Source organism: Bradyrhizobium sp. Ken51, from assembly GCF_055807435.1.
In genome coordinates this window covers 1-23,531 of record NZ_JBVVPB010000005.1, presented here as the reverse complement: position 1 = coordinate 23,531, position 23,531 = coordinate 1, and the positions used below count along the sequence as shown (strand labels likewise).

Annotated in this window: 25 protein-coding genes and 1 riboswitch; of the genes, 10 read left to right on the top strand and 15 right to left on the bottom strand. The window is 64.9% G+C overall.

Annotation, left to right across the window (positions count from 1 at the left end; all coding sequences use genetic code 11):
• Positions 1–102: 102 nt before the first annotated feature.
• Both AC0L27_RS11270 and asd read right to left on the bottom strand, forming a co-directional pair.
• Positions 103–666: an NUDIX hydrolase gene (locus AC0L27_RS11270; RefSeq protein WP_275173932.1), complete on the bottom strand. Its 564-nt coding sequence runs from the start codon at positions 664–666 to the stop codon at positions 103–105.
• Positions 667–733: 67 nt separating this feature from the next.
• Positions 734–1,597 carry an archaetidylserine decarboxylase gene (asd, locus tag AC0L27_RS11265; protein ID WP_354205251.1) on the bottom strand — a complete coding sequence of 288 codons (864 nt, stop codon included), beginning with the start codon at positions 1,595–1,597 and terminating at the stop codon, positions 734–736.
• Positions 1,598–1,632: 35 nt separating this feature from the next.
• Here asd and AC0L27_RS11260 point away from each other — a divergent pair, with 35 nt between their 5' ends.
• A complete protein-coding gene (locus tag AC0L27_RS11260; RefSeq protein ID WP_473318962.1) occupies positions 1,633–3,297 on the top strand; it encodes an aminotransferase class III-fold pyridoxal phosphate-dependent enzyme in 1,665 nt (554 codons plus the stop codon).
• 146 nt (positions 3,298–3,443) lie between these two features.
• Here the strand turns inward: AC0L27_RS11260 and AC0L27_RS11255 are convergent, their stop codons facing one another.
• From AC0L27_RS11255 to AC0L27_RS11245, 3 genes are all read right to left on the bottom strand, one after another.
• Complete coding sequence (locus AC0L27_RS11255; RefSeq protein ID WP_354205247.1) at positions 3,444–4,103, bottom strand: hypothetical protein; 660 nt, start codon at positions 4,101–4,103, stop codon at positions 3,444–3,446.
• A 124-nt stretch (positions 4,104–4,227) separates the two neighbouring features.
• Positions 4,228–4,917 (bottom strand): class I SAM-dependent methyltransferase, encoded by a 690-nt coding sequence (locus AC0L27_RS11250; RefSeq protein WP_106945316.1) that lies wholly within the window; start codon positions 4,915–4,917, stop codon positions 4,228–4,230.
• A gap of 35 nt (positions 4,918–4,952) precedes the next feature.
• Positions 4,953–6,005 carry a glycosyltransferase family 4 protein gene (locus AC0L27_RS11245; RefSeq protein ID WP_354205245.1) on the bottom strand — a complete coding sequence of 351 codons (1,053 nt, stop codon included), beginning with the start codon at positions 6,003–6,005 and terminating at the stop codon, positions 4,953–4,955.
• A 274-nt stretch (positions 6,006–6,279) separates the two neighbouring features.
• On the opposite strand from AC0L27_RS11245, the gene AC0L27_RS11240 reads away from it, so the two are divergent.
• The gene (locus AC0L27_RS11240) at positions 6,280–6,987 is read left to right on the top strand and encodes a L,D-transpeptidase (protein WP_354205243.1); all 708 of its coding nucleotides are present in this window, start codon (positions 6,280–6,282) and stop codon (positions 6,985–6,987) included.
• Positions 6,988–7,100: 113 nt separating this feature from the next.
• A complete protein-coding gene (locus AC0L27_RS11235; RefSeq protein ID WP_354205241.1) occupies positions 7,101–7,511 on the top strand; it encodes a c-type cytochrome in 411 nt (136 codons plus the stop codon).
• 37 nt (positions 7,512–7,548) lie between these two features.
• Here AC0L27_RS11235 and AC0L27_RS11230 read toward each other — a convergent pair whose 3' ends face one another.
• The 8 genes from AC0L27_RS11230 to AC0L27_RS11195 form a co-directional block, all read right to left on the bottom strand.
• Positions 7,549–8,763 carry an ABC transporter substrate-binding protein gene (locus AC0L27_RS11230; RefSeq protein WP_354205239.1) on the bottom strand — a complete coding sequence of 405 codons (1,215 nt, stop codon included), beginning with the start codon at positions 8,761–8,763 and terminating at the stop codon, positions 7,549–7,551.
• 348 nt (positions 8,764–9,111) lie between these two features.
• A complete protein-coding gene (locus AC0L27_RS11225) occupies positions 9,112–9,939 on the bottom strand; it encodes an ABC transporter permease (RefSeq protein WP_354205237.1) in 828 nt (275 codons plus the stop codon).
• A complete protein-coding gene (locus AC0L27_RS11220; RefSeq protein WP_354205235.1) occupies positions 9,936–11,198 on the bottom strand; it encodes an ABC transporter permease in 1,263 nt (420 codons plus the stop codon). The genes AC0L27_RS11225 and AC0L27_RS11220 overlap by 4 nt, the downstream gene beginning before the upstream one ends.
• Before the next feature lie 22 nt (positions 11,199–11,220).
• On the bottom strand, positions 11,221–12,270 hold the full coding sequence (locus AC0L27_RS11215; protein WP_354205233.1) for an ABC transporter substrate-binding protein: 1,050 nt from the start codon (positions 12,268–12,270) through the stop codon (positions 11,221–11,223).
• 87 nt (positions 12,271–12,357) lie between these two features.
• The gene (locus AC0L27_RS11210) at positions 12,358–13,497 is read right to left on the bottom strand and encodes an ABC transporter ATP-binding protein (RefSeq protein ID WP_473318951.1); all 1,140 of its coding nucleotides are present in this window, start codon (positions 13,495–13,497) and stop codon (positions 12,358–12,360) included.
• 134 nt (positions 13,498–13,631) lie between these two features.
• Positions 13,632–15,200, bottom strand: a complete 1,569-nt coding sequence (locus AC0L27_RS11205) for a DUF4403 family protein (protein WP_354060432.1) — start codon at positions 15,198–15,200, stop codon at positions 13,632–13,634.
• A 141-nt stretch (positions 15,201–15,341) separates the two neighbouring features.
• Positions 15,342–15,980 (bottom strand): Vgb family protein, encoded by a 639-nt coding sequence (locus AC0L27_RS11200; protein WP_275173956.1) that lies wholly within the window; start codon positions 15,978–15,980, stop codon positions 15,342–15,344.
• Between the two features lie 30 nt (positions 15,981–16,010).
• A complete protein-coding gene (locus tag AC0L27_RS11195) occupies positions 16,011–17,231 on the bottom strand; it encodes a helix-turn-helix domain-containing protein (protein WP_354205228.1) in 1,221 nt (406 codons plus the stop codon).
• 147 nt (positions 17,232–17,378) lie between these two features.
• Between AC0L27_RS11195 and AC0L27_RS11190 the strand changes: the two genes are divergently transcribed.
• Both AC0L27_RS11190 and AC0L27_RS11185 read left to right on the top strand, forming a co-directional pair.
• Positions 17,379–18,173 carry a DUF899 domain-containing protein gene (locus AC0L27_RS11190; RefSeq protein ID WP_354205226.1) on the top strand — a complete coding sequence of 265 codons (795 nt, stop codon included), beginning with the start codon at positions 17,379–17,381 and terminating at the stop codon, positions 18,171–18,173.
• A complete protein-coding gene (locus AC0L27_RS11185; protein WP_354205224.1) occupies positions 18,166–18,441 on the top strand; it encodes a hypothetical protein in 276 nt (91 codons plus the stop codon). The genes AC0L27_RS11190 and AC0L27_RS11185 overlap by 8 nt, the downstream gene beginning before the upstream one ends.
• Before the next feature lie 147 nt (positions 18,442–18,588).
• Here the strand turns inward: AC0L27_RS11185 and AC0L27_RS11180 are convergent, their stop codons facing one another.
• Together AC0L27_RS11180 and AC0L27_RS11175 are read right to left on the bottom strand one after the other, a co-directional pair.
• A complete protein-coding gene (locus tag AC0L27_RS11180) occupies positions 18,589–19,134 on the bottom strand; it encodes a PRC-barrel domain-containing protein (RefSeq protein WP_275173963.1) in 546 nt (181 codons plus the stop codon).
• A 292-nt stretch (positions 19,135–19,426) separates the two neighbouring features.
• A complete protein-coding gene (locus AC0L27_RS11175) occupies positions 19,427–19,642 on the bottom strand; it encodes a hypothetical protein (protein ID WP_354205222.1) in 216 nt (71 codons plus the stop codon).
• 244 nt (positions 19,643–19,886) lie between these two features.
• Between AC0L27_RS11175 and AC0L27_RS11170 the strand changes: the two genes are divergently transcribed.
• The 5 genes from AC0L27_RS11170 (at position 19,887) to AC0L27_RS11150 (ending at position 23,432) form a co-directional block, all read left to right on the top strand.
• Positions 19,887–20,438: a lytic transglycosylase domain-containing protein gene (locus tag AC0L27_RS11170; protein ID WP_354205220.1), complete on the top strand. Its 552-nt coding sequence runs from the start codon at positions 19,887–19,889 to the stop codon at positions 20,436–20,438.
• 132 nt (positions 20,439–20,570) lie between these two features.
• Positions 20,571–20,699: riboswitch (TPP riboswitch) on the top strand.
• Positions 20,687–21,697, top strand: coding sequence for an FAD-dependent oxidoreductase (locus AC0L27_RS11165; protein WP_354205218.1), 1,011 nt, complete (start codon positions 20,687–20,689; stop codon positions 21,695–21,697). It overlaps the preceding riboswitch by 13 nt.
• Positions 21,688–21,885 (top strand): sulfur carrier protein ThiS, encoded by a 198-nt coding sequence (thiS, locus tag AC0L27_RS11160; RefSeq protein ID WP_254141651.1) that lies wholly within the window; start codon positions 21,688–21,690, stop codon positions 21,883–21,885. Before AC0L27_RS11165 ends, thiS begins: the two co-directional genes overlap by 10 nt.
• A 169-nt stretch (positions 21,886–22,054) precedes the next feature.
• Complete coding sequence (locus AC0L27_RS11155; protein WP_354205216.1) at positions 22,055–22,837, top strand: thiazole synthase; 783 nt, start codon at positions 22,055–22,057, stop codon at positions 22,835–22,837.
• Positions 22,824–23,432, top strand: coding sequence for a thiamine phosphate synthase (locus tag AC0L27_RS11150; RefSeq protein ID WP_473318947.1), 609 nt, complete (start codon positions 22,824–22,826; stop codon positions 23,430–23,432). The genes AC0L27_RS11155 and AC0L27_RS11150 overlap by 14 nt, the downstream gene beginning before the upstream one ends.
• Positions 23,433–23,531 lie beyond the last annotated feature (99 nt).

Below are 23,531 nucleotides of genomic sequence, written 5' to 3'. Positions count from 1 at the left end.
TGCTTCGCTGCCCTCGCAATGACGATCTGGAGGGAGCGACGCTATCTTGGCCGTATCAACCCGCGGATGCTTCCGCACCCGTAAGCTGGGCGCGACAACAATTTACGCCTCGCCGCGTAGCCACGCCTTCATCTTCTGCAACAGACCATGCCGCAACTCGCCGACCGAGGCCGCTTCAGCCGGTGTCAGTGTCTGCAAAGCTGCATCGACATCGTCGGTTGCCAGCGTCGGCTCGGACGCAGGCGAGGATGCAAGCCCCGCCGCCGCAAGCGCGATCGGGCCGATCTGCGTCAGGAATACGCGCTCGTACTCGCGCGAGAGGCGCGCGAGCGCGTCTTCCAGCGTCAGCCAGTCGACCGCCTTGATGTCGTTCATCAGCTTGCGGACCGGACCGTCCCCGGCCTCCATCCGCCAGAAATGCACCACCTTGGAACGTCCGCCCGACTGGTAGACGAGCGTGCCCAGAAATTCGTGGATGGCGACGTCGTGGCCGGTCTCTTCCAGCACTTCGCGATGCGCGGCTTGCTTCGGCGTTTCGCCGTCATCGAGCTTGCCCTTGGGCAAGACCCATTCGTTGCGCTTGCGCTGGCGCACGACGGCAATCAGCGGCGGCGCACCTCGCCGCAGCACAATACCACCCGCCGCCATGACCGGCGCCCGCGCCATCACCCAATCCGTCGTCGTAGAAACGTCCCCAGGAACGATATAGGCGCCCGACCCGGCGGATTGAAGGCTAGTTTTTTCTCAGCAGCGCTTGACCCGCCCGGATGCGCACGCCCTCGGCGATTCCTTCGCAGAAGGTGAAATCGCCGGGCGCGAGGATGATGATGGTCGAGCCGTGCTCGAACCAGCCGAGCTCCTCGCCCTTGGCCACGTTGACGTCGCAGGGGAAATTGACCGGCCCCCTGGTCTGCGCGTTCAGCACCATGTCGAGGAAGTGCAACCGGATGCTCGCGACCAGGATCGCGGCGACCGGCACCAGCGTCACGGCTTCGCCCGTCGGCAGATGCGTGCGGATCACCGCGCGCTCGTTCTTGCAAAACAGACGCTCGACCCGCTTCAGCGCGATCGGGTTGACGTTCCAGACATCGCCATGGATCAGCGTGACGCGCTCGATATGCGCGTCAAAAGGCGCGTGGAAGCGGTGATACATGCTCGAGGTCAGCCGCAGCGTGACGAAGGAGCCGTTGCGGTGCTGGTCGACCAGCACGGAGTCTCCGAGCAAATCGAGTAGCGAGTACGGCGCGCCCTTGACCTGGAACAGCTCGGTGTCGGCGATCCGGCCATGGGCGCCGACGATGCCGTCGGACGGACTGGCGACAATGGAGGGGTCCGGATCAAAGGGCCGCAAGCCGGGCTTGAGCTCCCGTGTGAAGCAGTCGTGCAGACTCCTGAAATGGGTCTTGCGCGCCTCCGACAGATCGAGGTCGGAGAACAGCTTCCACAGCGCGATGGAGCCGTCCCGCACCAGCGGGTTCTCGATCTTGGAGAACCAGCCCATGAAACGGGTCAGCGCCGCGCGGGGGATGCGGTTGGTCAACAGGAAGTTGAGGTCTTCCTGCTGGGTGAAAGAGGCGATGAGGGCTTTGACTGTCATGAATCTGTCAGCTCGCAGTATTAGCGCTTGTTGTCATGGAAACGACACTCCCGATTCTTTCTTTGTCCGTGGCCGCCGCAGCGTCCGCTGCCGCCGCCTTCCCGAAAATCAAGGCGCGGATCGAATTGTCCCGCGCCAAGCACCGCTCGCTGGCCGGTCACTCCAAAATGTCGCGCCGGGTGGCAAAGCTGCTCCCGTTCTACGAATTCGAGGGCGATGCGTACTTCGCCTGCGATGGCGCGCCCGCGAACATCGCGGCCCGGCGCAAGGAAGGCTTCTTCCGCCTCGCAAGCCTCTACGCCGAGCGCTACCCCAAGGGCCGCGCGATGACGAAGGAAGCGGCGGAAAAGATCTCCGACCTGCACTTCACCGAGACCTACCGCGTGCCGTTCCAGTTCTCGCGTCTGGTTCGCGAGCATTTGGGCACCTCGACTTTCGTGGAGTCGTCGCGCGGCGTCACCGTCACGGATGTCGACGGCAACACCTCCTACGACCTCACCGGGTCCTACGGCGTCAACATCTTCGGCAACGACTTCTACAAGGAATGCATCGAGGGCTCCGAGAAGCGGGCGCACGCACTCGGGCCGGTGCTCGGCCCCTACCATCCCGTCATCCTCGAGAACGTGGCGCGGCTCTGCCAGATCTCGGGCCTCGACGAAGTGTCCTTCCACATGTCCGGCACCGAAGCCGTGATGCAGGCGGTGCGGCTCGCGCGCTATCACACCAAGCGCAGCCATCTCGTCCGCTTCGCCGGCGCCTATCACGGCTGGTGGGGCGACGTGCAGCCCGGCGTCGGCAATCCGATTCCCGCGCACGAGACCTACACCCTCGCCGAGATGTCCGAGAAGACGCTGCACGTGCTGCGCACGCGCAAGGACATCGCCTGCGTGCTGGTCAATCCGCTCCAGGGCCTGCATCCGAACGGCAACGCGCCCGGCGATTCCTCGCTGGTCGATTCCTCCCGCGGCGGCAATTTCGACCGCGCCGCCTACACCGCGTGGCTGAAGCAGCTGCGCGAGGTCTGCACCGAGCGCGGCATCGCGCTGATCTTCGACGAAGTGTTCGTCGGCTTCCGCCTCGCCGCAGGCGGCGCCCAGGAATATTTTGGCATCAAGGCCGACATGGTGACCTACGGCAAGAGCCTCGCCGGCGGCCTGCCGGTCGGCGTGGTCTGCGGCAAACGCGAGCTGATGCGCCGCTTCCGCGACGATCGCCCCGCCGACGTCTGCTTCGCCCGCGGCACCTTCAACTCGCACCCCTACGTCATGACGGCGATGGACGAGTTTCTGAGCCGGCTCGCCAGCCCGAACTTCCGCGCCGTCTATGACGGGCTGGAAGAGACCTGGAACGGCCGCGGGCAAAAGCTCAACCAGATGATGGAGGGCGCCGACCTGCCGGTGCGGTTCGCCAACTTCTCGTCGATCTGGACGGTGAAATACACCACCCCGTCCCGCTACAACTGGATGCTGCAGTATTACCTTCGCGCCGAAGGCCTGTCCTTGAGCTGGGTCGGCACCGGCCGGCTGATCTTCAGCCTGAACTACACCGATGCCGATTTCACCGAGGTCGCCGAGCGTTTCGTCCGCGCGGCCGAGAAGATGAAGGCCGACGGCTTCTGGTGGCACGATGGCGTCCTCACCAACAAGACCATCAAGCGGCAGATCCTGAAAGAGATGCTCGCCAAGCGCTTCGGGCGCTGAGGCTAGTTCCTCCAACGGCGTCATGGCCGGGCTTGTCCCGGCCATCCACGCGTCTCCGCGCGAGAACTCCAAGACGTGGATGCCCGGGACGAGCCCGGGCATGACGCAACCATCAGACATCGGAGGCCTTGGTGAGAACGGCGCGCTCAGGCGTGCTGCTCTTCGAGCGTGGGCTCGCCGATGAGGCCCAGCGTGTGCTCGGGGTTGAGGTGCAGGCCGGGATCCATCAGCTCGCCGCGCATCAGCGCCAGCGGCGCGTTACGGTAGAGCATCAAATCATGGAAGGGGTCGGTCAGGATCTTCGTCATCCAGACGAGGCCGGTCTCGACGTCGCGGATGAAGAACAGGTGCACCGTGCGGAACAGGAGACCGCCACCGCCGACCACGAGCCAGATCTTGGCGACCTGCCGCATGAAGTCGGTTGCGCCTGCCCAGGGCGTGAACAGTCCGAACAGCGTGGGATCGACCAACAGCACCAGTGGCGACAGCGCCCAGATCGACATCAGCACCACCTTGCGCTGAAGGTTGTAGCCGACCTTGATCTCTTCCTTGTGCTCGTGCGTCGCCTGATTGACGTGGTCGTAGCCGTGCGGCTCGAAGAAAAAGTGACCCGCCTGACGCGAGGTCATCGACACCAGCCAGCCGACCAGCGCGGAGACCATGGGATCGACGAACAACCAGACATAGGCGAACAGAAAGCTCAGCGCGCTGACGAAGTGCAGGCTCTGATTGATGCGGCTGTGGTGATAGTAGCGATGGTCGTCCCAGCGCTGGATCCGCAGCTGTTCGAGATAGTTCTTGATCATGCTCTTCCCCAAATGCTTTCGGGTTCAGGATTTACAGAGATTCGATGTAGGTCGTGTGACATCATCATTTTGTCATGTGACAATGTGCAGCGACGCGGTGACGCACGCGACCCGTGAGCTTGGGTTACGCCGCCTTGGCGACGTCGAGCTTGCGGAAGCGCACCAGCGAGAAATGACCGAGCGGCGGGATCAGGCGGCGCTCGGCCAGCTCGATGCCGTCGGCACCGGCCAGCCATTTGGCGTAACGCGACCAGGCGAACTCGGCGGTGCGGAAGCCGAGCGGGCGCACCACCGGCTGCAGCTTCTGCTCGATGAAGCGGCGCATGCCGGTATCGGCGCTGACGCGGGTGAGGATGATCAGCTCGCCGCCCGGGCGCAGCACGCGGGCGAATTCGTCCAGCGCGACTTCCGGATTCGGCACGGCCGTGACGACGTATTGCGCCATCACGACGTCGAAGGAGTTGTCGGGAAATTCGAGCTTCTCGGCATCCATCACCGCGAGGCCTTCGACGTTGTTCAGCTTGCCCTCGGCGACGCGCTGGCGCGCCTTGTCGAGCATCGCCTCCGAGATGTCGGTGCCGAAGATGCGCAGATGCGGCGCGTAGAGCGGCAGCGAGATGCCGGTGCCGACGCCGACCTCGAGCACCCGGCCGCCGATCTTGTTGGTGGCGGCGATCGCGGCCTGCCGGCCCTTGGCGAACACGCCCCCGAACACGAGGTCGTAGACCGGCGCCCAGCGATCATAGGCCTGCTCGACCGTGCCACGGGTGAGGTCGAGCTGCTGGGTGCCGTCAAGGTTCATGATCTTAGCCATCGGTGAGGTTCTCGCTGTGGTTCAAAACGTTGAGGTCAACCGCGCACCGGCCGCCGCGCCATGCGAGGCGAGGCGCGCAAGGCACGGCTGGGCTGAAGTGAGGTGAGGTTGCCGACGAACTGGCGCGCGCTGTTTTCCCAGGAGCGCTCCAGCGCGAAGTTGCGGCAGGTCTGGCGCGACATGGTGAGCGCGCGCAGGCACGCGGCGCGCAGATCGTGGTCGATCGCGCCGATCGGATGATCGGCGATGACATCCTTCGGACCCGTCACCGGAAACGCCGCAACCGGCGTGCCGCAGGCGAGCGCCTCGAGCTGCACCACGCCGAACGTGTCGGTCAGGCTCGGAAACACGAACACATCGGCGGCGGCGAGATGGGCGGTGAGATCGGCGCCCTTCTTCTCGCCGAGGAAGACCACATCAGGATATTTCTTTTCGAGCGCAGCCTTCTGCGGGCCGTCGCCGACGACGACCTTGGTGCCGGGGAGGTCGAGCGAGAGGAACGCCTCGAGGTTCTTCTCCACCGCCACGCGGCCCATCGTCATGAAGATCGGCCCAGGCAGATCAAGCTTGGCCGGAGAGTCGGGATGGAACAGCTCGGTGTTGACGCCGCGGGTCCAGAAGCCGAGCCGCTTGAAGCCGCGCTCGGACAGCTCCTGCCGCAGCGAGGCCGTCGCCACCATCGTCATCGCGGCGGCATCGTGGAAGTGGCGCAGCACGGCGTAGCCGACACTCGCGGGGATGCCGGTTCGCACCGAGACATATTCCGGAAAGCGCGTGGTGTAGGAGGTGGTGAAGGCGAGCCCGTTGCGACGGCAATAAGCCCGCGCCGCCCAGCCGATCGGCCCCTCGGTCGCGATGTGCAGCGCTTCCGGCGCCGCCTTCTCGATCCGCCGCGCAATCTCCTTGCCGCTCGGCAGCGCAATGCGCAGCCCCGGATAGGTCGGCAACGGCCACGACCGAAAGCCGTCCGGCGTGAGGAAGTCGATCTCGACATCCAATGCCTTGGCCGCGCCAGCCAGCGAGGTCAGCGTCCGCACCACACCGTTGACCTGCGGATGCCAGGCGTCAGTCGCGATTAATACCCGCATGGGGAAATCCCGAGATTTTTATGATTCTCGGCTTTGGACCATCAACCACGGATATTTCAGGCGTGTGACGTCATGTAAGTGTCGGCCCGCTGTTTTGTTCGTTAACGGGTCCGCGCAGCCACGAAACCGTCATGAAACAATCGTTGCCGCCATGAAGCCGTTTTCGGTTTTCCGCGCAAACGTCCCGAAACTTCTTGCCGTTAGTGATTTACGCAACAGAGCACCGAAGCGGTGCCGGGGCGGCCAAGCAACACCGCGCAAACAGGGGCGACCAATGATCAATCTGGAGACGTTGAAGACTTATTCGCGCGCCGTTGTGTTTGGCGCAGTGGCTGTCACCGCGATCGCGTTCGCCGGCCCGGCCAACGCCGCGCCCGTGCAGCTCTTCCCGTTCTTCCAACCACTGCCGCCGATCGCAGCGCCGCAGCCGTACCAACCCTATCAAGCGACGCCCTATCAGGCCGCGCCGTCCGAAGATCAGGACGTCATTGAAACACCCGCCCGCTTTCGTCGTCAGACGGTCTCCTACGCGACGCGTGAGGCGCCCGGCACCATCATCATCGATACGCCCAACACCTACCTCTATCTCGTGCTCGGCAACGGCCAGGCGATACGCTACGGCATCGGTGTCGGCCGCGACGGTTTCACCTGGTCCGGCGTGCAGTCGGTGACCAGGAAGGCGGAGTGGCCGGCGTGGACCCCGCCGCCGGAGATGATCGCCCGCCAGCCCTATCTGCCGCGCCACATGGCCGGCGGCCCCGGCAATCCGCTCGGCGCCCGCGCCATGTATCTCGGCGGCACCATTTACCGCATCCACGGCACCAACGCGCCCGAGACCATCGGCAAGCAGGTCTCCTCCGGCTGCATCCGCCTGACCAATGACGATGTCTCGGATCTCTACTCCCGCGTCAATGTCGGCACCAAGGTCATCGTGCTGCCGATGACGGAGCGCCGCGCCGACCTCGGCGCCGCGACGCGGTAAGCAACAGGACATTGTGACGCAAACGGCCCCGGAACCCACCGGGGCCGTTTTCGTTGGCCCTCGGCATCCCGATGCGCGCGCGTGCTGCGGCGCGATCCCCGATGGAGGCGCCAATGCAATCACGTCCGCAAACGCCGCAAGGCACATGGCTGCGCGTGTTCGCGGGCGCAGTGGCGCTGCTGCTGTCTGCGCCCGCCTCGCTCGCACAGCAGCCGGCGAGCAGCGACGCAGCCCAGCAGGCGTTCAACAATTCCTGCCGAACCTGCCACTCGGTGAAAGAGGGCGACAATCGTCTGGGCCCCAACCTCAATAAAATCGTCGGACGCAAAGCCGGCTCGCTGCCGAACTACAACTATTCCTCATCGATGAAAGAAGCCGATTTCGTCTGGGACCAGGACAAGCTCACCCGCTTCATGGTCAAGCCGGACGAGGTCGTATCCGGCAACAAGATGCAGCCCTATGGCGGCGTCTCGGCGGAGGAAGCGGCGAAGGTGGTTGCATATTTGCAGGCGGCTTCGCCGTAACCAGCCCCCGACGCAGGACGCCGACCGGTTATCCGTCCTAGTTCCCCTTCACCAGCGGGCAGCCGCCTTTGTCGAGCGGACGGAAGGCCTCGTCGCCGGGCACGGTGGCGATCAGCTTGTAGAGGTCCCACTCGCCCTTGGAATCCTCGGGCTTCTTGACCTCGAACAGATACATGTCGTGGACCATGCGGCCATCGATGCGGATCTTGCCGTTCTTTGCGAAGAAGTCGTTGACCGGCGTCTTGCGCATCTGCTCCATCACCTTCGGTGCCTCGTCGGACTTGATGGCGTCGATCGCCTTCAGGTAATGCATGGTCGCCGAATAGAGCCCCGCCTGGATCATGGTCGGCATGTGGCCGACCTTCTCGTTGAAGCGCTTGGAGAAGGCGCGCGTCTCCTCGTTGGTGTCCCAGTAGAACGCGTCGGTGATGATCAGACCCTGCGTCGACTTGATGCCGAGCGAATGAACGTCGGTGATCTCCATGAGCAAGGCGATCATCTTCTGGCCGCCCTGCGTCAGGCCGAACTCGGCCGCCTGTTTGAGCGCGTTGGTGGTGTCGCCGCCGGCATTGGCCAGCGCGACGACCTTGGCTTTGGACGCCTGAGCCTGGAGCAGGAAGGAGGAGAAGTCCGACGAGTTGAGCGGATGGCGGACCTCGCCGAGCACCTTGCCGCCGCTCTCCTTGACCACGTTGGCGGCGTCGCGCTGCAGCGCCATGCCGAAGGCGTAGTCCGCGGTGACGAAGAACCAGGAGTCCTCCCCGCGCTTGACCATCGCCTTGCCGGCGACGTTCGACAGCGCATAGGTGTCGTAGGTCCAGTGCACCGTGTTGGGCGAACAGGCGACGCCCGTGATATCGGATGAGCCGCCGCCGGAATTGATGTGGATCTTGTTCTTCTCGCGCGTCAGCGCCGAGATTGGCAGCGCCACCGACGAGGTCGGCACGTCGAAGATCGCGTCGACCTTGTCGTTGTCGTACCAGTTGCGGGCGATGTTGACGCCGACGTCGGGCTTGTTCTGGTGATCGGCGGAGACCACGGCGACCTGCTTGCCCGCGACCTTGCCGCCGTGATCGGCGACCGCCATCTCCACGGCTGCGAGCGAGCCCTTGCCGGTCGCGTCCGCATAGAGGCTCGACATGTCCGTGAGCACGCCGATCTTGACGACGTCGTCGGAAATCTGCGCCTGCGCGGCGCCCGAAGTGGCGGCGAGAGCGAGACCGGCCGCGACCGCGGCGATGAGTTTTTGCATTTTGTTTCTCCCTTTGTGTTGTTGTTTGGGCTTTGTTGCGGGAGCCGTTCTAGCGACAATCGCTGGCGGGAGCAAAGCCCGGGATGTGCGAGGAGGGTTGAGAAATAAGCAGGGCGCGGCGGTGTTCCTTCGTCTCTCCCCGCTTGCGGGAAAGCAATCGAATTTGATCCGAGAGTTTGGGCGCGAAGCCTCCGCGTCATGGCCGGGCCTGTCCCGGCCATCCACGTCTAACCATGCGGCGCGAAGAACGTGGATGCCCGGGACAAGCCCGGGCATGACGACTTCTCGCGCATGCTCACAGGCGATAGCCCTGCCGCAAGCCGGGTGAGAGAGAAGCGCCGATCCCGCTCACGCGCTGCCCTTGAGCCGTTCATTGCGTCGGCGCAGGCCTTCCAGCGTGGCGAGCAGGATCACCGAGACCGTGGTCAGAATCACCGCCGCTGCCGTGATGGTCGGGCTGATGTTCTCGCGGATGCCGCTGAACATCTCGCGCGGCAGGGTGCGCTGTTCCGGACCTGCCATGAACAGCACGATCACCACCTCATCGAAGCTGGTCGCGAAGGCGAACAGCGCCCCCGACGCCACGCCGGGCAGGATCAGCGGCAGGATCACGCGGCGGAACGCATCAAGCGGCGAGGCCCCGAGCGAGGCGGCGGCGCGTGCCAGATTGGTGTCGAAGCTTTGCAGCGTCGCGCCGACCGTGATCACCACGAAGGGTGTCGCCAGCGCGGTGTGGGCCAGGATCAAGCCGAGATAACTGCCGGTCAGTCCGATCGGCGCGAAGAAGAAATACAGGCCGACCGCGGTGATGACCCCGGGCACGACGACCGGCGACAGCACGAAGGCCAGCACGAGCGGCTTGAACCGGCTCTTCCACTGCGCCAGCCCCAGCGCCGCCAACGTGCCGAGCACCATCGACAGCAGGGTCGAGGACACCCCGATGATCATGCTGTTCTTCAGCGAATTCATCCAGCGCGGCGAATTGATGAAGTCGTCATACCAGCGCAGGGAGAGGCCCGGCAGCGGATAAGTGAGATACGAGCCCGAGCTGAAGGACAGCGGCATGATCGCGAGGATCGGCGCGATCAGGAAGATGAACACCAGCGTGGAGATCACGATGGTCGCGGCCCACGCGATGCGCTGGCTGGGCGTGCGGAGGGAGGGACTGTCGCTCAATTCTTCATCCCTCCCGTCACCTGCTGTCCCTGCACCAGCTTTCCGTAGACGAGCGCGAGCAGAATAGTGGCGAGCAGCAGCACCGCACCCAGTGCCGAAGCAAGGCCCCAATTGGCCGTCTCGGTCGTGTAGAGCGCGATGAAGTAGCTGATCATCTGGTCGGCGGCGCCCCCGACGAGTGCCGGCGTGATGTAATAGCCGAGCGCCAGGATGAAAACGAGCAGGCTTCCCGCGCCGATGCCGGGCAGCGTTTGAGGCAGGTAGATGCGCAGGAAGGCGGCGACCGGCGGCGCACCGAGCGAGGCGGCGGCACGCATGTAAGCAGGCGAGATCGCCTTCATACTGCTGTACAGCGGCAGGATCATGAACGGCAAGAGAACGTGGGTCATGGCCACGCAGACACCGAAGCGGTTGTAGATCAGGCGCAACGGCGCATCGATGATGTCAAGCCAGAGCAGGCTTTCGTTCACGACGCCTTTGCCCTGCAACAGAACGATCCAGGCGCAGGTGCGGACCAGCAGAGACGTCCAGAACGGCAGCAGGACAAAGATCATCAGCAGGTTCGACCGGCCGGGCGGCAGCGCGGCCAGCAAGTAAGCGACCGGGAAGCCGAGGATCAGGCAAAGTGCCGTGACACTGAGGCTGATGAGGAAGGTGCGGACGAAAACGTCGCGGTAGATGGCCTGATCCGGCGGGGCCGCGACGATCGCGCCGTCCACGTTCCGCGTCAGGTCGAGCGCCGACAAAAGATAGAAGCCGGTCATGGGACCACTGGCGTCCTTGATCGTGGTCCAGGTGGCGCGTTCGCGCCAGGCGGGGTTGATCTTGCCCAGCGTCTCCCTGGCCGTGCCGGGCTCGGGCACGGTCTTCAGATTGCGTGCGGTGCTGGTCAGGATCGTGCGGAAGCCGTTCAGTGCGTAATTTAGCCGCTTGGCCGCAATCGCAATGGTGCCGGAAGCGCGCGCCGCCATGATGTCGCCGGCCAGCGCCGCGTAGGCCTTTTCGTCCGGCAGATCCCTGCCGTCCCAACTGGCGAGAGCCGCGATGGTCTGAGGCAGAATCTGGCGCACCTCCCGGTCATCGACCGAGCGCCACAGCATGCCGGCGATGGGCCCAGCGAAGGTGAAGAGCAGGAAGACGAGAAGCGGCAGCACCAGCGCCAATGCCTTGACCTGGCGTGCTCGCTCCGCACGCCGCAATCGGCGCTTGAGCGGCACCTCGGTCGATGCGTTGGCGCCGGTCAAGAGCGCATCCGTCATTGGTCGAGCCCTGCGGGGCGCGCTACTTCGCTGCCCATTTGTTGAAGCGCTCGGTCAGGCGGTCGATGTTCTCGAGCCAGAAGGCGACGTTGATCTCGACCGCATTCTTGATGTTGTCGGGTGCCGTCGGCAGGTCCTTCAGAACAGCAGGCGCGAGCAGAGCGGCTGCGGCCTTGTTCGAGGTGCCATAAGCAATGTTCTCCGACAGTTTCGACTGGTTCTCCGCCTTGCCGACAAAGTCCAGGAACTTGTAGGCCGCATCCTTGTTCGGGCTGCCTTTCAGGATGACCCAGGTGTCGAGGGTAAACAGCGCTCCGTCCCACACCATGCCGAAATTCTTCTTCTCGTTCTTGTTCGCGGTGTCGATGCGGCCATTGTAGACCGAGGTCATTGCCACCTCGCCGGAGGCGAGCAATTGCGGCGGCTGAGCGCCGGCCTTCCACCACACGATGTCGCCCTTGATGGTGTCCAGCTTCTTGAACGCGCGCTCGACGCCTTCGTCGGTCGCCAGCACCTTGTAGACGTCCTTTGGCGCGACGCCGTCGGCCATGAGGGCGATCTCCAGCGTGGTCTTCGGGCCCTGACGCAAGGCCCTCTTGCCCGGAATCTTCTTGGTGTCGAAGAAGTCGGCCCAGCCCTTGGGAGCCTCTTTCAGCTTGTCCTTGTCGTAGCCGAGAACGAAATCGTAGAGGATGGCGCCGACGCCGCAAGCGTTGACTGACGGTGGGATATAGGCGGCCTCGCCGCCGATCTTCGAATAGTCGAGCTTCTCGAACAGGCCTTCCTCGCAGCCAACCGCCAGTTCGTCGCTCTCGACCTGGACGACGTCCCAGGTGGCGGCACCACCCTGCACCTTGGCGCGCAACACGCCGACGCCCCCGTCCCATGACTCGTCGTTCATCGCAACGCCGGTCGCTTTCTTGAACGGCTCGAAATAGACCTTCTTCTGGGCATCCTGATAGGCGCCGCCCCACGACACGACGGTGAGGTCACGCGCCTGCGCGACCGTGGCCAGCGCCGCGCTGGCGGTGAATGCCGCGGCGAACCCCAGTGCAATCTTGCGCTTCAGCATGGTCTTTGTTCCTTCTTCTTCACGTGAATTGCGTTGAGCTTGGTCGGTGCAGGTCCGCCCGCGTGGGAGCGATGTTGCATCGTTGGATCAGACGGGATCGAGAGCCAGGCAGTCCTCCGGGCGGAAGGTGATGAACACGTCATCGCCGGGTGTAAGGCCGCCAACTCTCAGGCTGTCGGCTCTCAGGCCGTCATGCGTCCCCGGCTGAAGCTTGACCATGAACTCCCTGTTGTCGGCGACGTCGAGCACGGCCAGCGCGTGGTCGCCGAGATAGATGGTGTTCTGCACCTTGGCAGGCAGTCGGTTCGGTTGGTCGCTGGAGGTGCCATCCGGGATAATGGCGATCCGCTCCGGCCGCACCGACAGCGAGGTCGATGCGCCCGCGCCCGATACGTTGACCGCTCGTGCGGTCACGGCGCCGCCGCCCGCCAGCGCAACGCGGCAATATTCTTTCTCGACCGTCTCGACGGTGCCGGACAGCACATTGTTCTCGCCGATGAAATGGGCGACGAAGCTGTTCACCGGATGCTCATACAGCGCGTCGGGCCTGTCGATCTGCTGCACGATGCCGTCGTTGAACACGGCGATGCGGTCCGACATCGTAAGCGCTTCGCTTTGATCGTGGGTGACGTAGACGACGGTGATGCCCATCGTCTCGTGCAGTTGCTTGATCTCCAGTTGCATCTGCTCCCGCAGGCGCTTGTCCAGCGCGCCCAGGGGCTCGTCCATCAGCACGAGTTGCGGATTGAAAACCAGGGCGCGGGCCAGCGCCACGCGCTGCTGCTGACCGCCGGACAACTGCCCGGGCCGGCGCTGAGCCAGGTTTTCCATCTTGATCATGCGCAACGCTGCCCTCACGCGCTCCTGCGCTTCGGCCTTGTTCGTGTTGCGGACGGATAGCGGGAAGGCGATATTCTCCGCAATTGTCAGGTGCGGAAACAAGGCATAGTTCTGGAAAACCATGCCGATGTCGCGCTTGTGTGGCGGCACGTTCTTGATCGGCCGGTCCGCGAGGTAGATCTCGCCATGGGTCGGAACTTCGAAACCCGCCAGCATCATCAGGGTGGTCGTCTTGCCCGAGCCCGACGGACCGAGCAGGGTGACGAACTCGCCCTTCCTGATGTCGAGATCGAGGTTCTTCACCACGAGGTGCTCGCCATCGTAGGTCTTCTGAATGCCGGAAAAGCGCACCAGCGCCGGCGCAGGCGTGACCATGCCGGCTTCCATGTCGTCCTCGCGTTATCAGCCACACTGCTGTCAGCACCTCGTCCGAAGGTGCGAGGAACAGCTTAGCATCCTCCGACCAGATTGCCAGCGGCGCAAGCGACGACGCGCACGAACCCGTCGAGGAAAGGCGCGCGTTACATTCCCGACAGTTTCGTCACGGATACATTCAGCGAGCCGCCGGCTTCCGCGATCACGCGCAGCGTCTTGGAGTCGAAGGCGATGTCGGCCAGCGTCAGGCTGTCGATCTTCGCCTCGACCTTGAGGCCGTCCTCGTTTTTCTGGAAGTCGGCGATCGCGGCGGCGATCTTCTCGCGTGCGTTCGCGGCAATCGGCTTCAGATCGATCGTCGCTTTCTGTACCAGCGCCTGCTGCATCTGCGGCACCACCGCCCGCGCCGCGGCACCCAGGAGGCCGAAGGCCGCCTCCGACTCCACCGCGAGCTGGATGTCGGCGAGCCTCAGCGTCTGCTGCGCCTGGTCGAGCATCGGCCGGCCCCAGATGTGCACGGTCGCTTCGGCGCCGAGACCAAGCCAGCTCTTCTTCTCCTTGGCGCGCACCAGCAGCGAAATCAGGAGGCGCTCCCCCGACGGGATCACGTTGACGCTCTTGACGGTGACGTCCACCGGACCGGAGCCGTCCTCGGGATAGGTGCGGCCGACCATCTGCGCCGCGATCAGCTTGTTGATCTCGGTGAAGGGCACGTCGATGGGTACGCCGATATTCACACCGGTGCCGGTCGGCGGCACGATCGATATCTTGTCGGGGAACGGGCAGTCGGGCTTGGTCGGCGTGGACGTAACGCGCGTCTCCGCTTCCAGGCCCAGCAGCAGGGTCACGGCCTGCGCATCGACGCGCGGCTGCGCCGCGATGGCGCGGATCGGCTTCATCTCCAGCCAGAGCGGCGGCAGCGCGGCCGAGGAGCCCGAGCCTTGCAGCGGGATCGAGCGGCAGGCCTTGGCCCATTGCAGCTTCGCGTTCTCCCGCAAGGTCGGATCGTTGCGCATGCGTTCGGAGACGGCGTTGATCTGTTCGCCGACGGTCTTGTCGATCAGCGGCTTCACCTGCGCCGGCACGTTGACCTTGGCGCCCGAGACGTTGAGGTTGGTGTCGCCAAGATTGACCTGGGCGCCGAGATTGGGCTCGAGATGCCAGTTGGCCGCGAGCTTCGGCCGCGAGGTGACGACGACGTTGCCCTTGATCTCGGCGCTGGCGTTCAGATTCTTGATGTTGACCGCGCCGATCTGTTTTGCGGCATTGCCGCCGAGCACGCTGCCGAGCGCCTCGCCGAGGGCGCCGGTGGCTTTCGACGACAGCGATCCCGTCACGTTCAGCTTGCCCGTGAGCGGTGTCGAGATCGTCAGCACGTCCTTGTCGCCGACCGCCGACATCGGCCCGCGCACGGCGGACCAGCCGATGTCGGCGTTCTCCAGGATTTGCGAAATCGGGTTCTCGGCCTTGCCGGCGAAATTGCGCGGGGCGGCCTTCTCGGCCTGCTCGCGGATCGCCGACAGCGCGATGGCGACCGGCGCCACCACGATCGAGCTCTTCGCGACCTGCAGCAGCGGCGGCAGTTGCGCGACCGGCGGCGCGGAATTCGTCGCCCGCGGCGACAGCAAGTCCATCGCCTTCAGGCTGATGAAAAACGACGCCGCGAGCACCGCGACGGCGATCAGGATGGTCTTCAAGTTCAGAGTTAGTCGCATCAATCCCCCAGGCCGCCCGGGAAGGGATTTTACAGGGCGGGAGAGAGGGGCGCTAGAGCGTACCGATGGGGTGGAATTGCGGCGAATGGGTTAACGGCTGCGAGTGCGCAATTGCCGCGGATTCAGGCAGCCCTCACGAGGCTAGCCGCGTTTGGGACGGCGGACCGCTCTCACATTGCCGCGATCTCCGCCACCGCAGAAGAAACGGTCGCCGCCGTCGGACTCCAATCCTGACACCATCGTCCCGGCGGGCAGGTCGAGCTGCTCCAGCACCTTGCCCGTATCTGGGTCGATCCGCCTGATGTCGCTGTCCTCGCCTTCCCAGGTGCCGTGCCAGAGCTCGCCGTCGACCCAGGTCACGCCGGTGACGAAGCGCTTGCTTTCGATGGTGCGGAGAATTTTTCCCGTCTGGGGATCGACCTGATGGATCTTGCGCTCCCGATACTGCCCGACCCAGAGCGAGCCCTCGGCCCAGGCCAATCCGGAATCGCCACCGCCGCCAGGTGCAGGGATGGTGGCGAGCACCTTGCCGGTCGCAGCGTCAATCTTCTGGATGCGGTCCTCGGCGATCTGGAACAAGTGCCGGCCGTCGAACGCCGTTCCCGCGTGCGCGGCGACATCGATGGAGCGGGCGATTTTGCCGTCGGCCGGATCGACCGCATTCAATCTGTCGCCGGATGCGAACCACATATGGCTGCCGTCATAGGTGACGCCGTGCACGGCTTCGACGCCCGCAAAGGGCCCGTATTCCCTGACGATCTCGGCGGCTGAACGTTTCATCTGCTCGGTCCCTGTGGTGTGAATCCCACCTTACGTCTTCATGAGCGATCCGGGGAGTAACAAGCCTGTCGGGAAACCCGGGACGGGCGGCGTCATCCAGCGCCGCGCCCGTCCGTGTCCGAAGGACTGCACCTTGTTCGATCGTGCTAGCTCTTCGAGGGCCCGCTGCACGGTGCGCGCGCTCGTTGCCAGCGCCAGCGCGAGCGCCGAGCTCGACCAGGGCTCGCCGTCGGAGAGGAAAGCCAGCACGCTGGCGTGCTTCTCCTCGACGGGCCGTGCCAGCACGAGAACCTGCCGCGTCTTGCGCGGTGTCAGCACAAAACCCTCCTTCGTCGCGCTGATGTCGGCGAGAGGCTCGAGCTTGGTGCGGAGCCGCCCGATTTCGACGCGGAGCCGGGCGCGATGCGATTCATCGACGTGCCTTGCCTGAAACGCTCCCGTGATCAACGCTTCCCGCGAGACATCGGCGGGCCAGGCCTGCGCCAGGATGCGGGCGAGCGCGAACAGCACCGGCCGTCTTCCGAGCGGCACGAGGATGCCTCGCCTGCGAACCGCGTGATGGAACGTGTCCACCACGAGCGCCTCCGATGTCGCGAGGTCCTCGACCTCGTCGAGCAGCAACGGCCGTTCGTGCCCACGCGTGATCAGGCGCGCTGCGGGCGTATCGAGCACGCGGCTCGTGCCTTCGACCTCGGCCGCAAGTGCTGGAATGCCGGCCTGCCGCGCTGCGCTCGCCGCGCGCCCGAGCGCCACGCGCGCGTCTTTCGTTCGGAGCCGCCTGATGGCGATGCCGGCGATCACGAGCTCGCGGGCGACCTGCGAAGCCGGGGGCATCGGCGTGGTCTTGATCTCGGCCAGCGTGCGTTCGGCCTCGTCGAGACGCCCGAGAAGGAGCAGTCGGCGCGCCTCGATGTGACCCGCATGGGCGGCGTTGGCGAGGTCACCGTGACCTTCGAGCGTCGCCCGCGCCGCCGCGAGCGTGTTTGCCGGCCAATTCAGGTCGCGCGAGACGAGTGCGATCTCGGCCTCCGCCACCACGCATCTTGCACGCGCGACCGCCTCTCTCGGACCGAAGGCGCGTGCGGCGCTGCGCAGCAGCGTCTTCGCCTTCGCGAGATCGCCGAGCTGCGCCATCGCGATGCCGCGCAGCGCCAGCGAAGGTGCATCGTTGCGCAGCGCGACGCGGTTCAGCGCGCCGAGCGGATCGCCGGCTTCGAGCGCGCGGGCCGCGGCCGTGATCAACGACTCCATTCAAATCCCGCCACACTTGTTACTCCCACCGCGCAACTGTCTGGTGCGAGAGATCGTTGACGGCCGACAATGTGCGGCGAGGGGCGAGCGGTTCCGCATCTTGCATAGCGAGATACGGAACGACCGCCCGGGAAAAGTTGGAGAGCCATGATGACATCAGCTGACAACGCAGGAAATAACGGACAGGCCGCCATGCAAACACCGCCGGTGGTGTCGCCGCAGGACTGGGAGGCCGCCCGTCAGCAACTGCTCGTGAAGGAAAAGGCGCATACCCGTGCCCGCGACGCCCTGGCCGCCGAGCGGCGGCGCATGCCGTGGATGGAAGTCACCAAAACCTATGCGTTCGAGGGGCCCGGCGGCAAGGTCAGTCTGCACGACTTATTCCAGGGCCGGCGGCAACTGATCGTCTACCGCGCCTTCTTCGAGCCGGGCGTGTTCGGCTGGCCGGATCACGCCTGCCGCGGCTGCTCGATGGTGGCCGATCAGGTCGCCCATGTCTCACACCTGAATGCCCGCGACACCACGCTGGTGTTCGCCTCGCGCGCGCCGCAGGCCGATATCATCAGGCTGAAGCAGCGGATGGGTTGGACCATGCCATGGGTCACCGTCACCGACAGCTTCGATGCGGATTTCGGCGTCGACGAATGGCACGGGACCAACGTGTTCTACCGCGACGGGACGCGCATCTTCCGCACCTACTTCGTCAAGAGCCGCGGCGACGAGCAGATGGGCGGCACCTGGAATTATCTCGACATCACGCCGCTGGGACGGCAGGAGGTCTGGGAGGATTCGCCGAAAGGTTATCCGCAAACGCCGACCTATAAATGGTGGAACTGGCACGACAGCTACACCGAAGGTGCGGCGCCCGACAAGAAATGGGTCGAGATCTCGACCGCCGGCGAAAAGGCTTTTCGCGAGGAGGCAGCTGAAGGACGTGACTAGTCCCGTCAGCGCAAGTGTCGGTGCGACCCGCAACGGTGTGGTGGCGGCGCGCCACCTCGCCAGATGGCTCGGGCTGGCGGCCACGCCGACCTTTGCGATCATGGCCGTGCTGACGGCCGTGCTCGATGGCCCGGCGGACGTGCTGTGCGGCTCCGGACACGGGGCGATGCTCGGAGGGATGGTGCCGATGTATCTGCTGATGAGCGCGTTTCATTCGGCGGCATGGCTGAGGCTGATTGCGGAGTGGCGGGGCGGAGTTGGCCGTTAGCGGCTATCCCGCGCCCGCCCCGTCCTTCGAGAGCCCGCCTGCAGCGGGCTCCTCGGACTGAGGGTCGCAATGACGGCAGACGAAAAAAGACACGACAGCGCGCCCGGCAAAAACCGGGCGCGCTTCGTTTAGCCGTTCAGAGCCGAATTACTCCGAGTACTTGAACTCGGGCATGTTCTTCAGCTCGTCCTTGCTCGCATTGAACACGGCGTGGTCCGGATACCATTTCGACGAGGACGACGCGGTCGTTGTCGTCGCGGGCTTGTTGTCGGTGCCGGTCGCGGCACCCGTCGTGGTGCTCGCCGCGGGCCGGTTGGCTGCGCTGTTCGGGTTGTTGCCAGCAGCGCCGGTGTAGGCAACCGCCTCGTTGACGAACTTCAGCTTCTCATATGGCACCGCGACCAGATGCTCGCCCAGGCCGAGGAAGCCACCGACGCCGATCACGGCGATCTTGATGTTGCCGCTCTTGTCCATCAGCAGATCATTGATCGAGCCGATGTTCTCGTTGGCGTCGTTGTAGACCTTGATGCCGTCCATCTTGGACGTACGCCACTGTCCCGACGCGGTCGTGGTGGTGGTCGAGGCGGCGGCAGCCGGCGCCTTGTCGGTGGTGGCGGTCGGATTTTGCGCGAACGCAACGGTTGCGAGCAGTGCGGTACCGGCGAGACCGGCCGCGATCGATTTCATCAACATATTGTCCTCTCCTTCAGCAGAAAACTTGTGCGGAGAAAACAGTCCGGATCAGTCCCAGTTCCGCGCGCGCTGCAATTTCGTCGCGCGCTGCGCGAGTATCAGAGCTGCGCGTGATTGTTCCTAAGTCACTCAGGAACATTTTGCAGCGCACCGTTTCTCGCCGACCATCGCGCGGGGCGCGGGATCGAGCGGATGCAGTTGCTGGTGCGGCAGCAGCCGCGGCTTGCGGCTTGAGGCATGATCCGGAAAAATGTGCAGCGGTTTTTCCGAAATCATGCCTAAAGAACGAAACTCAGGCCGCGAGCGGCGGGTGCTCGAGCGCCGCCTCGTCGAAGATCGCCACCGCCTCGAAGCGGTAATTGCAGGCGTGGCATGTCCAGAGATAGGAGACGCGCCCTTCGCCCGGCTCGATCCAATCGGGCTGCGCGATCGGCGTGCCGCATTGGGCACAGGGGTTATGTCTGGGGATCTCGCCGGTGTGGGCACTGACCATGGTTGATTTTGTCATGGCACCTCTCCCGATTCGCTGGCCGTGACATACTCGCTTTCGTCCGACCATGCGAATAGACAGGCCTGCTGTCGCGAGTTGTCCGCCTGAGGGAACTCCTGCGCCAGCATTGAGTCGTCACAGCGGCTCGGCGCCGCGAAAACGTTAACGGCGGCGTTTGGTCACATCATCGCCGCGTTCGGGAGGCCTAAACGGCAGCCGGGCGCAGGCGTTCAATCAGTCTCAGGGACCTCCGGGATATCTGATGAAAATTTTACATGTTGCCGCGCTGCTCGCGGCCGGACTGACGTTGCCGCAGGCGGCATTCGCGGGCCAAGCGGAGTACGCCGAGATGGTCGCGGCCCATGCGCGCGCCAACGGCGTGCCGGAGGCGCTCGTGCATCGCGTCATCATGCGCGAGAGCCGCTATCAGCCTGGCCTGGTCGGCCATGGCGGCACCATCGGGCTGATGCAGATCAAGCTCGCGACCGCCCGCGGGGTCGGCTACACCGGCGACGCCGCCGGCCTGCGCGATCCCAACACCAACCTCACCTATGCCGTGAAATATCTCGCCGGCGCCTATCACGCCGCCAATGGCGATCATGCGAGAGCCGTTCGTTATTTCGCCGGCGGCTATTACTACGCCGCAAAGCGGCAGCGGCAGGAGGCCGTCCAAGTCGCCAATATGGGCGAGGCCAATATGAGCGCCCCTTGGCTCGAGCCGAACGGCAATCCGCAGCCGATGTTCGGCACCGTCCCGCACCGTAAGCTCGCCCAGCGCGTTCGCAACGCCCGGGCGCAGGCGCCCGCTCGCTGATCGCCGTCATGGCCGGGCTTGTCCCGGCCATCCACGAACTTTCGCGCCGCATCAAGAACGTGGATGCCCGGGACAAGCCCGGGCATGACGACCGACAGCACATTGACATCCCACTCCACTGGCATACATTCCGTCCGTTCCGAGGGGTGCTCCGAGGAGGAGCTGAGATACCGCTAAATGGGCAAATCCGCCCAGGACCGCGGTGACCCTTTGAACCTGATCCGGGTCATGCCGGCGAAGGGACAGGGATGTTGCAGACGACCAAGCGACCGGATTCCCCGGTATCCATCATCGGCGCAGGCATTGCGGGCGCCTGGCAGGCCTTGCTGTTCGCGCAGGCCGGCCACGCCGTCACCCTGCACGAGCGCGGTGACGCCGAAATGACCGATGCCACCAGCCATTGGGCCGGCGGCATGCTCGCGCCTTATTGCGAGGCGGAAGTTTCCGAACCCATCATCTCCAGGCTCGGCCTGCGCTCGCTCGACATCTGGCGGCGCGAGCTGCCCGACACGCCCTTCAACGGCTCGCTGGTCGTCGCCCATCCGCGCGAGCGCAACGACTTCGAGCGTTTTGCCCGGATGACCGCAGGCCATCGCCGGCTCGATGCCGCCGGCCTGGCCGAGCTCGAGCCGTCGCTCGAAGGCCGCTTCCGCGACGCGCTGTTCTTCCCGACCGAAGGCCATGTCGAGCCGCGCCGCGTGCTGCCGAAACTGCACGAGCGCATCAAAGCTGCTGGCGGCACCATCAAGTTCGACAGCGACGTCACCGCCGGGGATCTCGACGGCATCGTCATCGACTGCCGCGGCCTTTCCGCGCGCGACGAGCAGCCGGAGCTTCGCGGCGTCAAGGGCGAGATGATCCTGATCGAAACCGCCGAGGTGCAGCTCGCGCGCCCGGTGCGGCTGATCCATCCGCGCTGGCCGCTCTATGTGATCCCGCGCGAGGACAATCTGTTCATGCTGGGCGCGACCTCGATCGAGGCAGAGGACACCGGCGTCAGCGTGCGCTCGGCGCTGGAGCTGTTGGGTGCGGCCTATGCCGTGCATCCCGCCTTCGGCGAGGCCCGCATCGTCGAATTCGGCTCCGGCCTGCGCCCCGCTTTCCCTGACAATCTGCCGCGCATCGGCATTCGCGGCAACACGATCAACGTGAACGGCCTCTACCGCCACGGCTTCCTGATCGCGCCGGCGCTGGCCGAGCTGACGCTCGCTTATGTCGAGCGCGGCCAGATCGACAATGAGGTGATGCAATGCGCGTGATCGTCAACGGCGAGCAACGCGAGGTGAATTCCGCCAGCGTGGACGCGCTGCTCGCCGAGCTCGACTACGAAGGCACTCATTTCGCGATCGCGCTGAACTACGACGTCGTGCCGAAGAGCCGCTGGGCCGAGACCGCGCTGAAGGCCGGCGACGAGATCGAAATCATCACGCCGCGGCAGGGAGGGTGAAGATGATCGCACGTTCTCTCTCCTTGTCGTCCCGGCGAAGGCCGGGACCCATAGCCACCGTCCTTCATTGGGACGGAAGGTCTCTGCCAAGCTGCCCTAAGGGAAATCACGCGGTATGGGTCCCGGCCTTCGCCGGGACGACAGTTGAATTTGAGGAGACACCTCCCACATGGTGACCTTCTACGGCAAGACCTTCCCCTCCCGCCTCCTCATCGGCAGCGCACTCTATCCCTCGCCTGCGATCATGCAGTCGGCGATCCGCGCCTCGGGCTCGAACATCGTCACGGTGTCGCTGCGGCGCGAATCCGCCGGCGGCAAGACCGGGGACGCGTTCTGGAATCTGATCCGCGAGCTCGACGTCACGGTGCTGCCGAACACGGCCGGCTGCCGCAGCGTGCGCGAGGCGGTGACGACGGCCAAGCTCGCGCGCGAATTGTTTGCGACATCCTGGATCAAGCTCGAAGTCATCGCCGACAATGACACGCTGCAGCCCGATGTGGTCGGACTTGTGGAAGCAGCAAGCATCCTGATCAAGGACGGCTTTGAAGTGTTCCCCTATTGCACCGAGGATCTCTCGGTCGCGAACCGGCTGGTCGATGCCGGCTGCAAGGTGGTGATGCCGTGGGCCGCGCCGATCGGCAGCGCAAAAGGCATCACCAACCGCGATGCGCTCAAGCTGATGCGCGAGCGGCTGCCCGATATCACGCTGGTGGTCGATGCCGGCATCGGCGCGCCCTCGCATGCGGCGCAGGCGCTCGAACTCGGCTACGACGCCGTGCTGCTCAACACCGCCATCGCAAAAGCCGCCGATCCCGTCGCGATGGCCAACGCCTTCCGCCTCGGCATCGAGGCCGGCCGCACCGCTTACGAAGCCGGGCTGATGAACGCACGCGATTTCGCCTCTCCTTCCACCCCTGTCGTTGGGACACCGTTCTGGCATGCCGTATCCTGATCGCTTTTATCCGGTCGTCGACAGCCTCGCCTGGGTCGAGCGCCTGACCAAACTCGGCGTGGGCACCATCCAGCTGCGCGCAAAGGACCTCGACGACTCCCAATCGCTCCAGATGGTCACCGATGCGCTCGCGATCACCGCGGGCACGCAAGCCAAGCTGGTCGTCAACGACTATTGGCGCGCTGCGATTGTCGCCGGTGCAAAGTATCTGCATCTCGGCCAGGAGGACCTTGCCGACGCAGACCTCGGCGCCATCCGCGAGGCCGGCCTGTCGCTCGGCGTTTCCACCCACGACGATGCGGAGCTGGACACCGCGCTCGCCGCCAAACCCGATTATGTCGCGCTGGGCCCGATCTTCTTCACCACCTTGAAGTCGATGCGATTCGAGCCGCAGGGCATTCCAAAGATCACGGAATGGAAGAAGCGCATCGGCGACATTCCGCTGGTCGCGATCGGCGGCATCAAGTTCGAGCACGCCGCGGAGATCTTTGCCGCCGGCGCGGATTCCATCGCCGTCGTCAGCGACGTCACCCAGAACGCCGACCCCGATGCGCGGGTGCGGCAGTGGCTCGGCCTGTCCGCGGAGGCGGCGTGATGCGTGCGCCTCACTCTCTCACCCCGTCATTGCGAGCGCAGCGAAGCAATCCAGAGTCTCTCCGCAGAGACAGTCTGGATTGCTTCGTCGCAAGAGCTC